The 19,431-nt window shown below is 60.9% G+C and carries 11 protein-coding genes; 3 read left to right on the forward strand and 8 right to left on the reverse strand.

What is annotated here, in order from left to right; translation table 11 throughout:
* Window positions 1–92 precede the first annotated feature (92 nt).
* From ACNAOT_RS17355 to ACNAOT_RS17375, 5 genes are all read right to left on the reverse strand, one after another.
* Window positions 93–2,180, reverse strand: a complete 2,088-nt coding sequence (locus ACNAOT_RS17355) for a beta strand repeat-containing protein (RefSeq protein ID WP_420178720.1) — start codon at window positions 2,178–2,180, stop codon at window positions 93–95.
* Window positions 2,181–2,278: 98 nt separating this feature from the next.
* Window positions 2,279–3,376 carry a hypothetical protein gene (locus tag ACNAOT_RS17360; protein WP_420178721.1) on the reverse strand — a complete coding sequence of 366 codons (1,098 nt, stop codon included), beginning with the start codon at window positions 3,374–3,376 and terminating at the stop codon, window positions 2,279–2,281.
* A 113-nt stretch (window positions 3,377–3,489) separates the two neighbouring features.
* On the reverse strand, window positions 3,490–4,362 hold the full coding sequence (locus ACNAOT_RS17365; RefSeq protein ID WP_243836829.1) for an MBL fold metallo-hydrolase: 873 nt from the start codon (window positions 4,360–4,362) through the stop codon (window positions 3,490–3,492).
* 93 nt (window positions 4,363–4,455) lie between these two features.
* On the reverse strand, window positions 4,456–6,012 hold the full coding sequence (locus ACNAOT_RS17370) for a polysaccharide pyruvyl transferase family protein (RefSeq protein ID WP_420178722.1): 1,557 nt from the start codon (window positions 6,010–6,012) through the stop codon (window positions 4,456–4,458).
* Between the two features lie 93 nt (window positions 6,013–6,105).
* Complete coding sequence (locus ACNAOT_RS17375; RefSeq protein ID WP_420178723.1) at window positions 6,106–9,267, reverse strand: S-layer homology domain-containing protein; 3,162 nt, start codon at window positions 9,265–9,267, stop codon at window positions 6,106–6,108.
* A 147-nt stretch (window positions 9,268–9,414) separates the two neighbouring features.
* Here ACNAOT_RS17375 and ACNAOT_RS17380 point away from each other — a divergent pair, with 147 nt between their 5' ends.
* Window positions 9,415–10,155 carry an S-layer homology domain-containing protein gene (locus ACNAOT_RS17380; RefSeq protein ID WP_420178724.1) on the forward strand — a complete coding sequence of 247 codons (741 nt, stop codon included), beginning with the start codon at window positions 9,415–9,417 and terminating at the stop codon, window positions 10,153–10,155.
* A 4-nt stretch (window positions 10,156–10,159) separates the two neighbouring features.
* Here ACNAOT_RS17380 and ACNAOT_RS17385 read toward each other — a convergent pair whose 3' ends face one another.
* The gene (locus tag ACNAOT_RS17385) at window positions 10,160–11,968 is read right to left on the reverse strand and encodes a polymerase (protein WP_420178725.1); all 1,809 of its coding nucleotides are present in this window, start codon (window positions 11,966–11,968) and stop codon (window positions 10,160–10,162) included.
* Between the two features lie 201 nt (window positions 11,969–12,169).
* Between ACNAOT_RS17385 and ACNAOT_RS17390 the strand changes: the two genes are divergently transcribed.
* Entirely contained in the window at window positions 12,170–14,653 is a 2,484-nt protein-coding gene (locus tag ACNAOT_RS17390) for an S-layer homology domain-containing protein (RefSeq protein ID WP_420181187.1), read from the forward strand.
* 67 nt (window positions 14,654–14,720) lie between these two features.
* On the opposite strand, the gene ACNAOT_RS17395 is transcribed toward ACNAOT_RS17390, so the two are convergent.
* Window positions 14,721–15,731 (reverse strand): cation transporter, encoded by a 1,011-nt coding sequence (locus tag ACNAOT_RS17395; RefSeq protein WP_420178726.1) that lies wholly within the window; start codon window positions 15,729–15,731, stop codon window positions 14,721–14,723.
* Window positions 15,728–16,207: a transporter substrate-binding domain-containing protein gene (locus ACNAOT_RS17400; protein ID WP_420178727.1), complete on the reverse strand. Its 480-nt coding sequence runs from the start codon at window positions 16,205–16,207 to the stop codon at window positions 15,728–15,730. The genes ACNAOT_RS17395 and ACNAOT_RS17400 overlap by 4 nt, the downstream gene beginning before the upstream one ends.
* A gap of 478 nt (window positions 16,208–16,685) precedes the next feature.
* Between ACNAOT_RS17400 and ACNAOT_RS17405 the strand changes: the two genes are divergently transcribed.
* Window positions 16,686–19,406, forward strand: a complete 2,721-nt coding sequence (locus ACNAOT_RS17405) for an S-layer homology domain-containing protein (RefSeq protein WP_420181188.1) — start codon at window positions 16,686–16,688, stop codon at window positions 19,404–19,406.
* The last annotated feature ends 25 nt before the right edge of the window (window positions 19,407–19,431 follow it).

Genomic DNA, 19,431 nt, shown 5'->3' on the forward strand with positions numbered 1-19,431 from the left:
TGCGCACAAGTCCGCTGCTTGGTCGCAGTTGTTGCGGCTCCGGGAATCCGGAGCCGCCACAACTACATGCGAAATGAGATTGCTTCCCTTGCTTAGCGGAGGTTAGCCACTGCCTTCCGGCGACCTGCTGCTGCGAGCACCAAGCCCATCAGGAGCATGGCACTTGCCCAGAGAACCCAAGTTCCGTTCAGTCCCGTCTTGGCCAAGGTGTTGGCGCTTCCGACGGCGGTTGAGACTGCCGCGGTCACTGCCCCCTGGGTGTTACCAGCGGTTACTGCGGTGCCGGCACGGGTGCCGACAGCTGTGCTGGCTTGTACTCCGACAGTCGTGCCGGTTGAGCCCGCCACCGGAGTGTTGAAGCCTGTTTCCCCACCGGCATTAAGGCCACCACCAGCAGGAGGGTTGACGGTAGGCGGGTTCACGACGGGAGGGTTCACAACGGGCGGGTTCACGGTACCGGCCGAGCCGCCGCCGATGCCCACCGAGGTGGAACCAACGGTGACAGGAGCAGTGATCGGGATGACCAGCTGAGTGCCTGAGAGAAGTCCTCCGTTGCCGGAAGTGGTGCTGCCAGGCGTCGTACCCGTCGGAGCAGTTCCGCCGGTGGTGCCGGCGTTCGTGGCCGAAGAGTCACCCAACAGACCAGCCGAGGTCGAACCAAGATTCACCGGAGCAGTAATCGGAGCAACCACCTGGGTCCCCGAACCAATGCCATCCGAACCCGACGTGGTGCTCCCGGAGGTGGTACCCGTCGGAGCAGTCCCAGCCGTGGTGCCGGTGTTCGTCGCCGAAGAGTCACCCAACAGACCAGCCGAGGTCGAACCAAGATTCACCGGAGCAGTAATCGGAGCAACCACCTGGGTCCCCGAAGCAACACCATCTGAACCGGAAGTGGAAGCGCCCGACGTAGCCGGAACCGAAGTCCCGGAAGTATCAGTGCCGATGTTCGTCGCGGAGGAGTCACCCAACAGACCGGCCGAGGTCGAACCAAGGTTCACCGGAGCGGTAATCGGGGCGACTACCTGAGTCCCCGAAGCGACACCATCCGAACCGGAAGTGGTGCTACCAGGCGTCGTACCCGTCGGAGCAGTTCCGCCGGTGGTACCGGTGTTCGTGGCGGAGGAGTCACCCAACAGACCAGCCGAGGTCGAACCAAGGTTCACCGGAGCAGTAATCGGGGCGACTACCTGAGTCCCCGAAGCAACACCATCCGAACCGGAAGTGGAAGCACCCGAAGTACCCGTCGGAGCAGTTCCGCCGCCGGTGCCGGTGTTCGTGGCCGAAGAGTCACCCAACAGACCAGCCGAGGTCGAATCAAGATTCACCGGAGCAGTAATCGGAGCGACTACCTGAGTCCCCGAAGCAACACCATCCGAACCGGAAGTGGAAGCACCCGAAGCACCCGACGTAGCCGGAGCCGAAGTCCCGGACGAGCCCGACGAACCCGAAGTTCCGGCCGAAGTTCCGGACGTGGCGGACGAGTCTCCGCCAACACCCACGGCAGTGGCTCCGATGTTAACAGGGACCGAAATCGGAGCCACTACCTGAGCGCCGGACGCGATACCCTCTCCCCCCGACGTCGTTGCCTGTGCCGGCGCTTGTGCCGGAGCAGGAGCTGGTGCTGGAGCTGGTGCTGCCGATGTGGCAGCTGAGTCGCCAAGTACACCGGCCGACGTCGACCCCACCGTGATGGGGATCGTCACCGGTGCCACAACCTGGGTTCCCGAAGCGATACCGTCGGAGCCGCTGGTGCTGGCTGCCGGCGTCGAACTTGCCGCTGGAGCAGGAGCGGCAGGTGTGGCTGAGCTCGCCTCAGTGGAGCCCCCCAGCAGACCCACTGACGACGAGCCCAGGTTTATGGGCACCGTTACCGGAGCAACTACCTGCGTTCCGGAGCCGATGCTGTTGGCGCCGTTGGTGCTGGCGGCCGGCGCTGTAGCGGACCCTGAACCTGCAGCAGGTGCCGGCGCGGACGTCGTAGCTGCTGAATCCCCCAACAGTCCAAGTGATGTTCCGCCGAGGCTGACCGGCGCTGTTACTGGCGCTACCACCTGCGTTCCGGAAAGGATTCCGTCCTTGCCGCTGGTGGTGTCCGCGGCGTTTGCCGCAGTAGCGCTGAGGACGATCATGCCCCCGGCAAAGCATGTGCCAATGAGGCACTTGCGTATGGTCGTGTTCATTTTGATTCTCTCCTGAAGGCCTTGTTCCCAAGGACGTCCGAGTGACGGATCGCCCGAATGACCGTCTGCCGCGAAGTGCTGCGCGGCCGGCTGGGGAACTAGTCAGGAGAGGAGCCGGGGTCGAAGCAGACCGGCTTTGGATGTTGTTCAGCATCGGCCGATTCCAGGCCGGGAAGAGCGTCTACGGGAATGATCAGTGCGTCGTGAAGGAAGGCGGCTGCCTGGCTGGGCGGACCGTTTTGGGAGTTGCCGGAACCGGCTCCCGTGAGGCCGGCGGGTGCGGTCGCAGGGTCCGTGGGCAACCTCGAGGGCGACGCGGGATCGGCGGCAGAGGAGGCGCCGCCGAGCACCGCGGTAATCCCTGTAGGACCAAAATTGCGGGTGGGTGTCAGCATCGCTGGAGCTTCAGCGACCACCCCTGAAGGGTTCGCGTGGACGTCCAGTTTGCTGGGCTCAGGAAGCGTTGCGTCCGTTGAACTTACGACGCCGGTCGTCGCCAAAGCGCCAGCGTCCGTCGTAGCGGGGACGTCTGAAACGGCGCTGCCTGGCGCACCCGGGATCCCGGCCACCGGCGAGGTCCCGGGGTCAACAACCGGCGGTGCCGTAACAGGCGGCACGACCAGGGGCGGGACAGTAACCGGCGAGACTGTAACCGGCGGGACGATGGCTTCGACGGGTGCCAAAACGGTATCCACCACGCCGACAATCGGTTCCACGATCGGGTTTACCGCGTCTGTAACGGGTTCCAAACGAGCGGGTTCCAGAACTTGATTTACCGGCGGAACAACAACGTTGACCGTGTGATCCACGGTGTCAGTGGCCGGAACCACAACAGTGTTCACCACGGTTCCGGCGGTGTTCGGAGGAACCACTTGGTTGACTACCGGAACCTCGGCAACCACATGATCAACAGTGCCCCCGACATGCTCCACGATGGGTGTCACCGCCGGCACATGAACGTTGATCTGTTGGGTCGGAACTATTCCTTTGACCAGGTTCGGCAGGGGCACGTTCGGCACCGGAACACTGACGGAACTGGAGGAGGCGACACTGCCCAGAAGGGTTTTATCGGAAGTTCCAGTGTCTGCACTCGCGGCCGAAGCGGAGAGGGCCATCCAGATTGCGGTACCGGCGCCCGCGACCATGACAGAGCGGAGAATGCTGGTAGCACGCGGGAAAACGCGTGAACCCTTCATCTCGACACCCCCAGGTAGTCGCGAACCAATGGTCGCCTTCATCCTAGGACGGGACTAAGCCATTAGTCCATGGCTGAGAGTAAACAAGATGACAAATTTGTAAGGAACCTTGTTTAAGAAGGGTAGGAACCGGTTATCCCGGGTCCAAAGTCCGGAGTACCTAATGACGAACGTCCTTGGGCATTGGTTTCCTGAAGCCGTTTGATAAACCAACGGGATTGTTCCGGACCGTAAGGCAGCACAGGAATTGCCTTGGTAGCGTCGGAAGGCATGTCGCGAATGGACTGTGTTGCCTGCCGGACTGCGGTGCTCATGGTGTCCGCCATCGTTTTCACGAACTCATCACTGACGGGCTTGCCGTGTCCCGGGACCAGGAACTCGTACCGGTGGCGCAAGGCCGAGATGTGCCGCAGCGCGTCCGCCCACTCCTCCGGATAGGAGTCCTCGAACGACGGATGCGCGCCCTGTTCAACCAAGTCCCCCACATACAGGGTGGAGCTGGTGCCAACAAGAAGGTCGCCGTCGGTGTGGGCTCGGCCCAGGTAGAAGAGGGTCGCGGTGATGCCGCCAAGGTCAACGAGGACAGGCTGGTCGTGGACCAGTGCGTTGGGGACAACGATGTCGACGGCGTCGCCCTCCCCCGCTGCCATCTCAGGTTCGTTGGTGGCTACGAAGCGTCGCTGGTTGTCGGCGTCGCGTTCTATGGTCGCCGCACAGTTGGCGTGCGCCCAAAACTCTGTGACGCCGTCGTCGGCAAATACTGCGTTGCCGAAGAAGTGGTCGTAGTGCGCGTGGGTGTTCACCACAACCAGCGGAAGCTGGGTCTTTTCGCGGACTGCAGCGAGGATCTCGCGGCCCTGGCGCGGACCGCAGCCGGTGTCGATGACCATGGCGAGCTCAGAGCCCACCACAAGTCCGGTGTTGAGTAACGATCCCTCGGTTTCCAAGACGTAGTTGTCCGGTCCGAGTTCTAGCCAAGCTGACAATTCGTGCTCCGTATCCACTGCAATCCGGCGATGTTCAGGCCTCTACTCTACCCACGGAACCCGTGCGAACGCTGGAAGGCTGGCGGATGTTCCTTAGCGCCGGAGCAGCCTGAGCTTTCGGCCAGCACGTACCAACAACGAGGACTTCAGCGACTGAAGCTCGTGTTGGAGTTGCTCGCGCTCGGACTCCCTTGCTGCGAGCGCTTCAGTAAGTCCGTTCAGTTCACCCCGCAGCTGGTCCCGCTCCGCTTCCACAGCGCCGAGGCTTCCACGGGTGTCTTCCAGGACGTGGGTCAGTCCAAAAAGCTCTACCGACTGGTGGCCGATGTGCAGTTCATTGTTGGCCGTCAGCTTGGCCACGGACGGACGCTCACCGGACGCGAGTTCAAGGAACGCCGGTTCCGGGCTGACAAGGACCGGCGCCTCCGGCTTGGCCCCCTTCAAAGTCTCGACGACGGCGTCCCACCAGGCGCGCTGGAAGTCACCTTGCGTCGGGCTGAGTTGCTTCAGGTAGGCACTGATGTCGTCGCGGCGGGTCCACAACTGATCGATGTAGGTATCGAATTCCGGAGTGGCCAGGTGCCGCAGGGAACGCATGGTGTGGCCCAGGCCCCAGTTGGCCAGTGCGCCGCCGATACGTACCTCGCCGTAGTAATCCACGGCGATGCCCAAGCAAGGAACGCCTGCTGACAGTGCGAAGACAATCGGGTGGTACCGGCTCGCCACCACAAAGTCGGCCTGCATTGTCAGCGACGCGGATTCCTCCGCGGACAGCTGGCCGCAGACCACCACGTTCTCCGTGTGCATCCTCCGCCGGATGTCCTGGTGGGTTTCGATGTCGATGTCCGCCTGGCCCGGGTGGGACATGTGGGGGATCATCACGACGTCCAGGTTCCCGGCGTCGGCGATTCTGTCCAGCACCTCAGCGATGCGCTGGTTGAAAGCGCCCTTATCCATGGCGCCGGTACCGGGCGCGAACGTGGTTACCAGGAAGGGTCGATCCGGTTGGGGCTTGTAGGTGGTCTGGTCCGATTCGATACCCGTTGCAGGGGCGTCGTCGACCTCAAGGAAGCTCGCGTCGTCGAGCGTCAAGCCTGCGGGCACGTCAGCGTTCCGCATTAGATCCCAGGAGGTTTGCTCGCGGACGCTGGTGAGCGTCGCTGAACGGAAAAGCTCGACCACAGTGTCGTAGTCGGGTCCCGTAAGGACGGGCCCTACAGTCTGTCCGGAAACGACAAGCGGCTTACCCAAGGCGTTGGCAATGGCTCCAACGGCCGCCCGCTCGTAGAGCAGCCAGCCGTAGGGCGAAGTCATGTTCCCGCCGCCGGCGATCACCACGCCGTCGCAAGTCTTCATGGTCTCGATGAGCGCATGGACCTGATCCTCAGCGGGGAGGGCAGTCATGTCGCCCGCGAGGATGGCACGGATTTCCCGCAGGTACGTCTCCCGCCTGTGCGGAGGCCACGGGAATTCCAGTGTCTTCACCGAGGAAGTCCCGAAAATTCGGGTGCTCTGCTCCGGATCCCGGGACAGCAGGACAATGTCGGAAACTCCCCTGGCGCGCAGTTCGTCCACCACGGCATGGGTCATAGCTTCGTCGCCCACGTGATAAACGGGCTGACCAATATCTCCAAGAACTACGACTCGCACGGCACTCCGGTGGTTGGACGCAAAAGGGAGCTTTCAGCCTACCGGGTTTGTTGTCGCGGACCGCTCGGCGCAACGGCTCCGTATGGACTCAGGTCAAGCGATCATCGACCGGAACACCCCAACTCCGGGCGGCTGGTCGGGAGGTAGCAGGTCCTGCCCGAACACGGAAAACACCACGAATCGCCCGTCGCCTGAGATCGATTGCATGATGTGCCACTCGTCGAGTGAAGCACCGGACGGCGTGACGCTCACCAGTTTCGTGATCCCTGTAGTCATGTCACGGACATAGACATCTTCTGCTTCGCGTTCCTCTCCCGTGATCATGTCGATTCCGAGCGAGATGAACGAGACAAAACGACCGTCCCCGGAGATGGATGGGCTATGAGACCAGCCATTACCTGATGGGGGAACTGAAACAAGGCTGGTAGTGCCGGAAGTCATGTCCCGCAACAAGACACCATTCGTCGCTCCAGGCTTTCCCGGGACGAGATTGGACGCGTACGAACCGAACGCGATGAATCGGCCGTCGGCGGACACCGAAGGGCTGTGTGAGAGGTCGTCCCCCGCGTGACCCTCAGCGGAGACGGAGACGAGCTGCGTGGTTTGGGCCGCCAGATTGCGCACAAACAGGTTGCCAATCTTGTTTGTTGCGTGGGGGGTGATGCCGGAAGCGGTTGAGCTAAACGCCACATAACGCCCGTCAGCCGAAATGTTTGCACCGGATGAGCTGCCAGTTCCGACCGTACCTGCCGAGGTGGCAGAAACCAGAACGGTGGAACCAAGGTTCATGTCGCGGACGAAAACATCCGCTGAATTGTTGGTGTCTCCGTTCACTAAAGATCCGACATTCGAAGTAAATGCAACAAACCGACCGTCAGCGGATACTGAACCTTGATAAGATCGCCCGCTCCCTGTTGCCCCATAAGGCGTCACAGATACCAGCGTCGTAATTCCAGCATCAAGATCACGGATGAATACGTCATCTACGCCATTGGCGTCTCCAGCTACCAGGTTGGACGCACTGGAAGTGAAGGCCACGAACCGTCCGTCAGCGGAAATCGAGGGTTCATGGGACCATCCGTTGGCTGCATTTCCTGCGGGCGTGGCTGAAATCAGCCGCACTGCCCCTGTCACCATGTCGCGAACAAACAAATCCTCTTGGTCATTGCTATCCATGCCGGGCACCAAATCGGCAGAAGCGGACACGAAGGCTACGTATCGACCGTCTGCTGAAACCACGGGAGCGAACGGCATACCAGAACCAGGCGTTCCCCCCGGAGTCAGATGTACGAGATCGATCGTCCCTGCGGTCGGCGTCGGGGTCGGAGTGGGAGTCGGGGTGGGCGTAGGTTCCGGGTCGGGTTCGGGGGCCACCACCGGTTTACCCTCACACGGGTTGGCGACATGAAGGGTCCAACCGGCCGTGGTGACGGCCGACCATTCGCCTAAGTCGATTCCCAGGACGTTGATTCCTGCTTTGACGCCAAGCCGGGCTGCGAAGCCCAGCTCTACGGGGCAAGACCATGTGAGACCTCCAGCGGAGGCCGCTACCTGAATCGCTGCCGAGACGAAAGGTCCTGCGCCGAAGGTGATGCCCGCGATGCCGTACAGCTTAATCGTGGCGTCAAAGTCCAATGACACCTTGGCGGTTAGGGACGCGGAGGCTTGGACTGTGTTTTCTACTCCGTTTGAGCTTGGCTTGGTGTTGATCAGGTTGTAGGAGCCTTCACGAAACTTGAAACCGTGATCACTGGACACAGTCTGGGATGAGCTGAACGCGATATTCGCTGTCCCCTCGACTGTGAACTTTGCGGAGACTTTCACTTGGTTGGTCACCACCACAGGGACCGGCCCAGCCATAAACGTGAACCCGGAGTTGAACTCACCGAGCGGGGCGGCGACCTCTCCTTTGAGGTTTCCTTCAACTTGAAACGTATGGGACGCCCCCGTGGACGGGGTCACTACTACCGAGACTTCCTTCAACTGCAGGAACCCCGTCTCCAATGTCATCCTGGCCTTCGAAGATGCTTTGATGGACGACTCGACACTCAGTGACCCTGTTCCGGTCAGCTTGGGTGACTTCGACTCCGACTTGAAAGTTTTCTTCAAGGAGAAAGAGCTGGAGAAAATATCGGCGGAGGCTTCCGCGAACGGTTGGGCCATGTCCGCTGGCTGTTCGGTGCCGGGTTTTGTTGCGGTCGGGGCCGCGTCGGGTTCAACCACGACGTCGGGCTCCGGGATGAACTCTGACCAGACGGGGGTGCCGCTCACCTCGAGCAGCCCACCCGTGGAGACCACGGCTTCGGGGAGGGTGGCGGGTTTGGTTTTGACAAGGGTGTTCCCGCCCGGGTCCCGTACTACCTGGACCACACGGACCAGCAACCCGTCCGGAGTGCCGGTGGTGACACCGGAGACGAGCACGTCATTGGGTTTGATCTCCAGCGCCTGATCCGAAGGAAGGATCACCGTGTCAGCACTCACCAGCGCTGTTTCCAGCTGGGATGGTTCCAGGACCTCAACGTCAGGGGCCACCGTGACCGTCCCCGCCGCCGGGTTCCCAGGGTCAGCAGGTGCTTTCTGGCCCGCGTACCGATACAGGAACGCGGCCATCGCATCACGGGCGATCCCGTTCAACGGCCGGTACTCACGCACCCCGTTACCGACATCCCAGCCCGTGGAAATGCCCGACGCCGCCAACCACGTGATCTCCGCATAGAACCCGCCACCAGCCGCAACATCCGCGAAGGGAGACACCGGCGGGGCCGTGAACGCTGGCTTGTCCGCGTACCGGTACAAGAACGCGGCCATCGCATCACGGGCGATCGGGGACAACGGCCGGTACTCACGCTTCCCGTTACCGATATCCCAGCCCGTGGAGATGCCCTCCGAGGCCAGCCAGGTGATCTCCTTATAGAACGCAGCCCCGGCCGGAACGTCCGTGAACGGAGACGTTGCGGGAGCGGTGAACGCAGGTGAGCCGGCATGACGGTACAGGAACGCGGCCATCGCATCCCGGGCAATGGACTCCAACGGACGATACTGCCGCACCCCGCCGACATCCCAGCCCGTGGAAATACCCGACGCCGCCAACCACGAAATCTCCGTAGCGAACTGCGACTCGGTTGGCACATCAGAGAACGTCACTACGTTCTCCACCACCGGATCCGCGGCCACCGCCGCCGGCAACACCAACAACCCCGGCGCTACCACCATCAACACCACAGCAATCAACCACGCCACACCACGACGAAACACCGCAACCCCCACACACCGGCGACACCCAGAAAACACTCAGAAAGCTAACTAAATGGCATTGCGCATTGACAAAGCAACAGGTTGAGGAATTGCGGACTCACATTACGCTTTCCAAAGCACTCATCACCGCAAACGGAAGGCTCCATCATGAGAGTTACACACAAAGGCGTGGCGGCTGCGGCTATGACACTGGCCATCGCTGCTTCGGGATTTGCCGCAGGACCAGCCTCCGCGCAGCCGGAATTCACATCAGCTGCCTCGAACTTGAACCGGTTCCAACCGACAACTACAGACGCCGAGAACCCACCGTTTTCGGACGTGGCGATTGATTCGCAGTTCTATACGGAAATCACGTGGCTGGCCGAGAACGGCATCTCCACAGGCTGGCTCCAACCCGATGGGACCAGCACTTTCCGGCCCCTGCAATCCATCAATCGCGACGCCATGGCAGCTTTTATCTACCGACTGATGGGCTCCCCCGATTACACGCCGCCCAGCAAATCGCCGTATGCGGACATTTATGCCGAGTCGATGTTTTACAAAGAAGTCTGCTGGGTGGCGAGCGAAGGCATTAGCCAGGGTTACGTCGGCTATGACGGGTCGTTGCTGTTCGGGCCCGCTGGCTCCGTCACCCGCGATGCAATGGCAGCGTTCTTGTACCGCCTCGCCGGATCGCCTGACTACACGCCACCGTCGAAATCCTCATTCGAGGACGTCCTGCCGGACAGGCAGTTCTACAAGGAAATCAGTTGGCTTGCCTCTACCGGGATTTCGACAGGTTGGACCGAAGACGACGGCACCAAAACGTATCGACCCAACGAATCTATCAACCGCGATGCGATGGCAGCATTCATGTATCGGTTCCATCATGAATTGATCGACGGCTGAGAACCTAGCGATCGAGGGCCAGCCGTTCCTCTACTTCAGCGGCTTTGTCGGGCTGGCCCGACACGACGTACAGCTCCGAGAGGATGTTCAGCGCTCGCTCCGGTTTGGGGGTCAGTGCCGCAGCTCGTTCGATATCTGCAATGGCACCCTCCATGTCCTGGCCGCTGGCTTTCGCGAGTCCCCTTAGAAGGTGGGGCTCCGACGTCCACGGCGAACGTTCGATCTGCGTGTCCAGCGTCTTCCGCGCGGCTTGAACGTCGCCGGTTCCCAGTTGTCCGATGGCAAGTGCAGTAAGTGCCTCCATGGAGGACGGGTTACGCTCGACGGCGGCCCTCGCCCAAGTGGTAGCGGCTGCTGCCGCTGTTGTATCGCCCGTGACGGCGCGGACAGCGAATGCTTGTGCGGCAAGAAGGTCGATGTCTTGGTCCCAGGGTCGTAGGGCCTTTGCCTGTTCGAACTCCTTAGTCGCTTTCGGGATGTCACCCGCGGCGGCCAAGTCAGTACCCGACTTCATGGGTACTTCCGCGGTTGCCGCTACACCAGCGACGATCGCAGCCACCAGCGCCAACCCAACTGCTGATAGGCGAACAGAGTCAAGAGCTTTACCCGGCCGACTCTTTGCGGGTCCCTCCAGCACGGGAGCATTTCCAAGAATGGCACCAGCCAGTACACAGACCAACGCGATAGTTCCCGGTGACGTGAAGTGAGTCATGAGTGCGGATCCGTAGCCGCATATGGCCACCAGCGCACCGATCAGGAACAGTTTGTGCTCGTTCAATGGTGCGGTGCGGATACGCCTGAAACCGATCACGATGACCATGCACACAGCCGCAGCTACGGAAAGAAGGAACAACAATCCTCCTGCGCTGACCAGCTGGAGAAGGACCATGTGCGGGCTGTCCGCCGGGAACTCAGTACCCACGTTCTTGGCGAAGGCATCGGATAGGTGAGAAGGCAATGCGTCCACGAATTGCCCCGCTCCAAGTCCCAGGAACGCGTCGCCGGACAGGGTCTGAAGAGATGCCTCCCAGAGGTATACGCGACCTGTAACGGTTGCTGTGCTGAACAAGCGTTCCGCAACGGAAGGGATGGACCATGACAAAACTGCAGCAACACCTACGAATCCCAGGAGGGCGACGATCGCGTGAACGGGCCTTCCCGATTTAAATAGCTGAAATGCCTTGAATCCGAAGAGCACAATTCCGCAAATAACCACAATGAGGATGCAGGCCCGGGAACCGGAAGTGACAGTTACTACCCCTGCCGCGGCCGCTCCTATTTGCGCCAATTTATTCTTTGACCATAAGGCCGTGGGCAGTAGCAGCAGGCAAGCGACCAATCCCGCCAAGCCCAGATCTGTGGCATTACCCAACGTCGCCCCCGGTCGTGTGCCGTCGGCACCACCAAGGGGTCGGAGACCAGCCGCCTCGGCCACTGCAATGGGCGCCAGAATGAGCATGCTGAAGCACAGTCCATGGACCAGATACTGCCTGCTTTTTGCTGCGGAGGAACCGCCCAATACACGCGCTCCCACCACCAGCAAACCCACGTATAAGAGCAGGGCAGGCAGGCCCTCATACCGCGGCCACCGTCCAAAAAAGGCAGCTGACAGATCCCCGGAACTCAGTGCTGCAATGACATATATCCCCACTATGGCTGCCAAAATCAGCACCGTAGGACGCCCAAGTCGTGACGTCGCGGGAGCAAGAAGACCCAGGCACAACGCGAGCAACAAAATGGCGAGTTTTGGCAAAACGAACCTGTAGAGACCACCCGGCAGCATGATCAAGGGTGTCGCGACCAATAAAGTCACACTAAGAAGCGCCATTCGGTGACTACCGAAAGTCGGCTCCCAAATGCGGCGTAATGATTGCACTATTTTCCCCCATGATCGACAGACCCGCCGTATAAGAAATAGCATGTGGCTGACGCAACAACTTGACTTGACTCGGCGTCGAAAATCAAATATATGGGGGCACTCTTGAAACAACCGAAACTTTTGCGGCAAATACTTGTGCCCGTGGCCGGTTTATCACTCCTCGCAGCATCCTTCTCCGGTGCGCCGGCCGCCGTCGCTGCGGGAACTGCAAGCATCAGCGGAAGCGTGCAGATGCAGGCTGGTCTCAATGCCAGCATGATCATTATCGACGCCTACAAAAACGACGCCTTCGTCGGCGAAACCCGCATTTGGAGCGGATCAGGAACTTACACTTTGGAGGGGCTGGAGCCCGGCACCTACAAGGTTAAGTTCAGCGCCTACGGGGACGGTGGTGGCGCACCAGTCAACGTCTCGGAATGGTATGACGACAAGGAACTGGCGTCCTCAGCCCAAACCATCTCGCTGACCACAGGGCAAGCACAGGCCAACGTCTCTGCCGTTCTGAACACAGGCGCGACCGTCAGCGGCAAGGCGGCGGTTCCGGCCGGCGTCGACCCCACGAAGATCACGGTGGACGCAACGCGGGACGGCGAATACAGCTCTTATAGGGCTTCCCTGAAAGCGGACGGTACGTACTCGCTCACCAACATGATTGCCGGCCAGTACCGGCTCAACTTCTATTGGAGTGACGAGGAAACTCCGAGCCCCATAATCTCCACCTACCTCGGCGGAGTTAACTGGCCTGCGGCCACCTTGGTAAACGTTCCCAAACAGGGCAACGTCACGGGCCAGAACATTACCTTGGCTGCTGCCGGCATCCTTACGGGCAAAGTGACAGTACCCGTGGGGGTGGATGTGACCAAAGTAGCCGTGTCCCTCACAAATCCCGCTAAACCAGCAGATTTCGGTGGATACACCACTCCAAAAGCAAACGGCGAATTCAGCTTGGGAGGACTGGTGCCGGCCTCCTACAGGATCTCCTTCGGATGGAGTGGCGATCAGTCCCCTGTCGTCTCGGCCTATTACGGACCTCCAGATGCTACGGCGGACACAGCAACCTTGGTAGCGGTTTCTTCCGCCCAGCCCACAGTGGGCATCAACCAAACGCTGATTGCCGCAGCGCAAATCAAGGGCAAAGTAACGGTACCCGCCGGCTTTTCCGCAGCCAACATCCTCGTAATGGCGAAGGACACCGCCGGGGTGAAATGGGTGGGCAGCGGTCAAACCGATGGCACAGGTGCATTCACCATCGGTGGACTTCCGGCAGGCTCCTACAAACTCGAGTACTCGCCGGGTAACCAGAACCTTCTCAACCAGTGGCACGGGCAAAAGCTGGATGCTGCCTCGTCTGAAGCCGTGAGTGTCACCACGGGGCAAATCCTCCCGATCGCAAATGAAGCTCTCCTCCCTGGAGCGGTGGTTTCCGGCACACTCGCCATCCCCGCAGGCTCCCAAAGCCAGTACAAGTACGCGACGGCGACTGGACCAGGCGGCGTTGGCAGTGCATCTGTCAATGACGACGGAACATTCTCGTTCACTAAGCTGCCCGCTGGCACTTACACCATTGAATTCAACCGCTCGAGCGGCCTCACCACCGACTTGGAAGCGTCCTTTTACAAGGACAAGGCCGAGTCATTGGGTGCCGCTTCGGCAACTCCGATCACAGTCGCTACAGGTGAAGCCAAGACCGGGCTGACGAGCACAGCGAAGGCGGGTGGCACGCTCACGGGCAAGATTGTGGGCACAGATGGCCAGCCGTTGAACAATGTTCCTGTCCGCGTTTACACCAAGGACGGTTCGCTGGTCACCCGCGGCGCAAACACCATCGCCGACGGCACTTTCAAGGTGACAGGGCTCAGCACAGGAAGCTACCTCGTCTCGGCCAACATGATCCCTACCCGGCCTTCGGGTTCCCTGGGGACCATTTTCTCCGGCAACGTGAAAACTGAAGGGGCTGCCTCGAATGTAACCACCACAGTGGGAACCAACACTGACATCGGCACGCTCAGCTTCGCCACGGCAGGCAACGCCGGAACCGGATTCGCCGACGTGCCCGCAGGTGGGCAATTCAGCACGGAAATTACCTGGATGGCCACGGCCGGCATCAGCACCGGCTGGACGGAAGCGGACGGCTCCAAGACGTTCCGACCTCTTACCCCCGTCAACCGTGACGCGATGGCAGCCTTCATGTACCGGCTGGCTGGCAAACCGGCATTCACGCCTCCGGCTACCTCACCCTTCGCGGACGTGCCCACAAACAGCCAGTTCTACAAGGAAATCACTTGGCTCGCTGACAAAGGTGTTTCCACCGGTTGGACGGAGGCCGACGGAAGCAAGACCTACCGCCCCGTTCAGGCGGTCAACCGTGACGCCATGGCAGCCTTCATGTACCGGTTGGCATTGAAACCGGCGTTCACTCCCCCGGCCACGTCGCCGTTCACCGATGTGCCAACAAACAGCCAGTTCTACAAGGAGATCACTTGGCTGGCAGCCCAAGGCATTAGCACTGGCTGGACAGAAGCGGACAACAGTAAGACGTTCCGCCCGGTGAACGCCGTCAACCGCGATGCGATGGCAGCGTTCATGTACCGCTACAACGCGAAGTTCAACGCAGGCTAGTCCCCATCAAGCGAAACGGCCGGCACCACATAGATGGTGCCGGCCGTTTCTGCGTGTACATGGAGGTTCAGTGTTCCCCTGGAAGGCCGGGCAGGAACTCTGCGGGCAAGGTGGAAACGGGAACCAAGACCATGTCCTTCGCCTTCCAGTCCAGATCAATACATGCTCGGCGGGCTGTTTCCAGCTGCTTCAGGGTTGGCATGTCCCCTGACGGGACAACGAACGTTTCGATGTGGAAGACGTGTCCTTCGTCCCTAATCCGGGATTTTGCCGTTTCCACCCAGTCGAGTCCGCTGAGGTAGTCGTCAATCTCATTGCCCAAGGGGTGAGGCTTGGCGTCGTCGTACGTTCTAGCGCGCTTGTCCATGAGGGCAGTGATGGCTGCCTTGGTGTTGCGTATGCCGTCGTGAAGGATGCTCGCGGAGATGATCAAGGCGGCGACTGCGTCCGCCCACCACCAACCGATACCGATGCCCGCAACGCCTGCAGCAGCGGCGACGGCGGTCTGCCAGTCTGCTTTGTTCATGTCGGCGTCCGCATAGAGGACCTTGTCGTGTAGGGTCTTCGCCAGTTTCATCTTCACGTGCCCCAAGTACACCGGCGGACCCGCGGTGAGGAGCATGGCAACGATCATTACCCAGCCAAGCCATATTGTCTGGCCGAAGAAGTCGAACCCTCCGATGGTGGGGTGTTCCGCCGTCAGAAGGCTGATGCCGGAATCCACAATCAAGTACGCGCCCATGACGGACAAGGCCACAGCCGCTACGACGTGGGCTACGCCAACAGCACGGTGGTAACCGTAAGGATGCTCCTCGGTGGGGCGCTTGCGGATCACGCGGGCGGCAATCAGGAAAGACAGGGGCGGCAGGAACGACAGGACGTCTTCAAGCCACGCGGCCTTCATAGCTTGGGAGTTTCCCAGCAGGAGATAGATCATGGCGGTCGAAACTGCCAGGAATGCCACGGTGATCCACTCGAAGCGGGTCGCTTTGCGTAGCGCCTGGTGCTGCTCTTCCGGCAATTCGGTATGGCCGAAACGTGAGTTCACTTTCGCGGGGAGGCTGGCGGTGTCTTTCACTTGGTGCCCTCCGACTCTTTGAGGAACGTATCCAGTTTTAGGAGGAAGCCGTTCTCCCCTTTGGCGACCAGCATCACGTGCTTATGCTTTTTCCCGGTGTCGTCCACGGATTCTGTATAGGGCTCCGTCAGCGCTGTGTGCTTTTCCCATGGCGTGTCTTCGCGCAGGCCGCCGATCATCAGGTCAAGTTCGCCGTGCTCTACGCGTTCGGCCAGGATATGTTCGCTGCCCGTGCTCCACTCCACCTTGGCATCCAGTTGCGCGGCGAACCTCCGTACCAGTTCGGCTTCGGTCCCAGTGGGCTCCCCGGAAGGTGGCAGCTTCACCCAGTCGCCATTGGGACTAGCACCTACCTTGAGCACGCCACCGCTGACGCGCTCGAGGGTGCCGTGGGGGTCGGCCGGGACGCTGACTCCGCAGCCCGTTAGCAAAATGACAGCCGCCGTCAGAATGGCCACTCTCCATCGCCGGTACATGTCTCCGTTTCCTCCTATGAGTCTTGCCACCACTATAGGCAGGTTCCTTACTATCCGGACGGGCGTTGGGTGCTTTCCCGTGACATCAGCCTTGGCGGAGTGCCACCTAGCCGCCATATTGAGCAATGTCCGCGACTTTTGGGCGCTTTCTGTTGCTTCGCTTGTGATGGATGCCGTGTAGTTAGCTTTCTGAGTGTTTTCTGGGTGTCGCCGGTGTGTGGGGGTTGCGGTGTTTCGTCGTGGTGTGGCGTGGTTGATTGCTGTGGTGTTGATGGTGGTAGCGCCGGGGTTGTTGGTGTTGCCGGCGGCGGTGGCCGCGGATCCGGTGGTGGAGAACGTAGTGACGTTCTCTGATGTGCCAACCGAGTCGCAGTTCGCTACGGAGATTTCGTGGTTGGCGGCGTCGGGTATTTCCACGGGCTGGGATGTCGGCGGGGTGCGGCAGTATCGTCCGTTGGAGTCCATTGCCCGGGACGCGATGGCCGCGTTCCTGTACCGTCACGCCGGGTCACCGGCGTTCAGCGCTCCCGCAGAATCTCCGTTCACGGACGTCCCGGCCGGGGCTGCGTTCTATAAGGAGATCACCTGGCTGGCTGCGGAGGGTATTTCCACGGGCTGGGATATCGGTAACGGGAAGCGTGAGTACCGTCCGTTGTCCCCGATCGCCCGTGATGCGATGGCAGCGTTCTTGTACCGGTACGCGGACAAGCCAGCGTTCACGGCCCCGCCGGTGTCGCCGTTCGTGGATGTTCCGGCTAGTGGCGGGTTCTATGCGGAGATCACGTGGTTGGCGGCGTCGGGGATTTCCACGGGCTGGGATGTCGGTAACGGGGTGCGGGAGTACCGGCCGTTGAACGGGATCGCCCGTGATGCGATGGCTGCGTTCCTGTACCGGTACGCGGGCCAAAAAGCACCTGCTGACCCGGGGAACCCTGCGGCGGGGACGGTCACGGTGGCCCCCGACGTCGAGGTCCTTGAACCAGCCCAACTGGAAACAGCTCTGGTAACGGCTGACACGGTGGTCCTTCCCTCGGATAAGGCACTAGAGATCAAACCCAATGACGTGCTCGTTTCCGGTGTCACTACCGGTACCCCGGACGGGTTGCTGGTCCGTGTGGTCCAGGTAGTGCGGGACCCGGGCGGAAACACCCTGGTCAAAACCAAACCCGCCACTCTCCCCGAAGCCGTCGTCTCCACCGGCGGGTTGCTCGAGGTGAGCGGCACCCCGGTGAGGTCCGAGTTCGTCCCGGAGCCCGACGTCGTGGTTGAACCAGACGCGGCCCCGACCGCAACAAAGCTGGACATGGCCCAACCGTTCGCGGAAGCCTCGGCGGATGTGTTCAACAAGTCGATGACGTTCAAGAAGACCGTGAAGGGCGAGTTCGGCAAACCCGACGCACCTTTGACCGGTAATGGCTCGGTGACGTTGAAGTCGTCCGTGACGGCGAAGGCCACGGCGAAGATGACGTTGGACGTCGGTTTTCTGCAGTTGAAGGAAGCCTCGGTTGTGGTGACGCCGTCGGTGAAGGCCGAGCATTCCGTCACCGCCGAGGGATCGTTGAAGGGCCAGGTGACGTCAAAGCTTGGTGAGCTCAATGCCTGGTTCACGTTCTGGGTTGGGCCGGTCCCCGTGGCGGTGACCGCCGATGCGGAGATGAATGCGAACTTCGCCCTGGACGGAGATGCGCAGGTGGTTTTCTCCTCGTCGCAGACTGTTTCCAGCGGGCACGGGTTCAAATACAAAAACGGCTCGTTCAATCTGGTCAATGACAAGCCCTCCACTGCCGGGATCCAGAATCAATACAAGGCATCCGCGTCTCTTACCGTGCGGGCGTCCCTGGATTTTGATGCCACGATCAAGCTCTACGGCGTCGCAGGGATCATGTTCGGAATGGGACCGTACGCGACCACCACCATCACCGTTACGGCGGCCACCGGGCAACAACTCAGCTGGACCTGCCCGCTGGAGCTCGGCGTCGAAGGGCGGCTAGGCGTAACTGCAGGCATCGAGATCATGGGCTTCGACCTGGGCGAGTGGGAAGCCACAGTAACCAAGTCATGGCCGCTGTTCACTGCAAACCCCTGCCAAGGCACCACCGTCATCCAGCCCCCACCAACAAACCCCACGCCGACGCCGACACCGACTAACACATCGACGCCGGACCCGGATTTGGTTCAGCGGTCCTTCACAGGGTCTTCAACAGTGGGCTACGAAGTTCAATCTGACGGCACTGTGCGGACTTGGGGTGGAGACGCCGAGGGAAGCCTGCCCGAACCAGTTCCTGGACTTAGCGGAGTGAAGCACGTAGCCGCCGGCAACGGAGCGTCCTACGCCGTCAAACTCGATGGAACCGTATGGGCATGGGGGGATAACTCCTCCCACCAGCTCGGGGACGGATCTACCGATTCCCGTTCTACTCCGGCGCCCATCCAAGGCCTGAGCGATGTGGTGGATGTTGCGGCCATGTACTACGGCGCTATAGCCCTGAAGAAGGATGGATCTGTCTGGGCATGGGGTCTGTACACCTTAGGACCTGACGCCATGCAACCGCAGGTTCGCCCGGTGCCGGCACGCCTGACAAGTCTTTCCAGCATCACGGCAATCTCGGCAGGTCCAGCTGCGGGCTACGCACTGAAAAGCGACGGAACTCTCTGGGCATGGGGAAGAAACGGCACGGGCGAACTGGGCGATGGCACCACAACCGAGCGGCTGGACCCGATCAAGGTCAACCTCGCCAACGTCAAGAGCATCTCCGCTGGAAACGGCACGGCGTACGCACTGAAAACGGACGGCACTGCGTGGGCTTGGGGTAACAACAGCTGGGGGCAACTCGGCGACGGAACTACAACCTGGCGTCACTTGCCAGTAGCAATTTCTGGGCTGTCCGGAGTCGCAACTCTGGAGGCCGGCGACGGAAATGGCTATGCCCTCATGAAAGACGGCACAGTCCGCGGATGGGGCTATAACGTGCTGGGTTCCGTAGGAAGTGGGGACACAAACGAGCGACACCTCCCTACCCCAGTAGTCGGTGTCACCGGAGCAGTCGCAGTCTTCGGCGGAGTCGGTTACGCCTTCGTCGTGCTGGGCAACGGTGATGCTTTGGCTTGGGGCTGGAACGAATATGGACAACTCGGTGATGGGACCAACCAGAACAGACCGTCTCCGGTTCCTTTCGGAGTACATGGCACACCGCTGTAGTCCGGCCTGATCGCTTGGGTCATCC

Source organism: Paenarthrobacter sp. TA1.8, from assembly GCF_048595705.1.
In the GTDB taxonomy this organism is placed as follows: domain Bacteria; phylum Actinomycetota; class Actinomycetes; order Actinomycetales; family Micrococcaceae; genus Arthrobacter; species Arthrobacter nitroguajacolicus.